Annotated in this window: 1 protein-coding gene and 1 pseudogene; both read left to right on the plus strand. The window is 71.0% G+C overall.

The genetic code is table 11. The features are described from left to right. Positions 1–416, plus strand: a pseudogene (locus tag AB0M52_RS33710) (NAD-dependent epimerase); the annotation flags it as partial. A 133-nt stretch (positions 417–549) separates the two neighbouring features. Continuing rightward, positions 550–1,742 (plus strand): hypothetical protein (locus AB0M52_RS33715; protein ID WP_363961915.1); only part of this gene is annotated, 1,193 nt, incomplete at its 3' end.

Genomic DNA, 1,742 nt, shown 5'->3' on the forward strand with positions numbered 1-1,742 from the left:
TCGACGTGCCGCACACCTTCACGTCGATCAACGACATGGCAGCGATGCTGGTCACCGCCGCCACCGACCAGCGAGCGTGGAACCGTCCCTGGCATGCGCCAAGCGCGGCACCGCTGACGATCCGGGAAATCGCCACCCGCTTCACCAAGGCGGCCGGCGCGCCCGCGCCGAAGCTCACCCCCATCCCCGGACCGATCCTCCGCGCCGCCGGTCTCCTCATCCCGACGCTGCGGGAGTTCCAGACCACGGCATACCAGTTCACGCAGCCGTTCGTCATGGACTCCACGGCGGCCACCACCACCTTCGGCCTACGCCCCCAACCACTCGACGAGGCACTACGCGAAGCGGCCACGCTGCTCGGCGGCGGCCCCGACACGACCGCCGGAACCTCCGAGGCGCATTCGGCCACCGCCTGACCACCGCGTTCGCCGTCCGGCCATCGGTTCGGGGCATCTGACGGTCGGACGGATTTCGCCGAACAGTCCTGCTCGACGGGCAGCAGCGCGGGAGAGTCAACCCACACGGTCGCGCGGTGAAGGGAGGGGTTGCGTGCCGAGCCGGCGCCGCCTGTCAGCACTGCTCGGAGTCGCCGCCGTTGTTCCACTGGCCGAGGCCATCGTGCTGGTGTCCATCGGGTTCCGGCAGGCGGAGGGACTGATCGGGCAGAGTACGGCGGTCTGGCCGTACGACTCCTACCACGACATGCGCTGGCTGCTGGTCTACCACGATTCCTGGTGGCTGTTCGGGCTCGGCCTGGTGGGAGCGATCGTGCTGCGCGGGGCGCTGAACGCGGTACTGGTCGGCCTGTCCTGGCCGACCGGGGCACCTCGGCCACCGCGCCGGTCCCTGCTGCTGCGCAACCTCGGCGTAGCGGCGTTGACGGCCGCCATCGTCGCGCCGTTCGCCGCACTCGCGGTGGCCGCGTCGGTGGTCTCCCTGTCCTGGGTCCTTTTCTCCTCGCTGATACCCATGGTGATACTGGCCCCGTTCCTGCAACGGATGGCGGTGGGTGCCGGCTGGTGGCGCGGCCTGCCGACAGCGAAACTGTTCGGCTGGTCGTCACTCAATTTCGTGGCCATCACCGTCGCCGGCGGCCTGGTCTGGAGCGCCGCCGAGGAGTGGACCTTGGCCGTCGCCGCGGCCGTCGGAGTCGTCAACGGACTGCTGTGGAACCGGACCGTGCGGGCGGCCGTGTTGCCGGCCCGGATACGGTGGCGGCGGGTGCCGGTGGCACCGATCGTCGTGGTGCTGGCGCTGGCCCTCCCGCTGGCGGCGCAGGCGTCCACCCAGCGCGAGCCCGATCCGAGCCGCTACTCACCGCCGATCTTCAACCAGCCGCTGCCCGAGCGGGTGCCCTATGCGGTGATCCTGCTGGCCGGGCACAATTCCGGGTACGACGGCCGACCCGCCGTGGACCCGAACGTGGAGCGGTTCTCGTACAACGGCCTGGACTCAGCTGGCCGTCCGCTGCCGTACCGGTCGGAGACCACCCACCGGTCGCTGGAGTCCAGCGCGCAACTGCTCGCCACGCAGGTCGAGGCCGTCCACCGGCGGACCGGCCGGCCGATCGCCCTGATCGGGGAGAGCGAGGGGGCGATGGTGGCCCGCACCTACCTGCGAAACCCCAAACCACCGGTGACCGCGTTGGTGATGCTCAGCCCGCTGGTCCGCACCGGCCGGGCCTACTATCCGCCGCCGTCCGCCGACTCCGGCTACGGGGTGGCCACCGGGTGGCTGCTACG

The organism is Micromonospora sp. NPDC051296, assembly GCF_040682255.1.
Lineage (GTDB): Bacteria > Actinomycetota > Actinomycetes > Mycobacteriales > Micromonosporaceae > Micromonospora > Micromonospora craterilacus.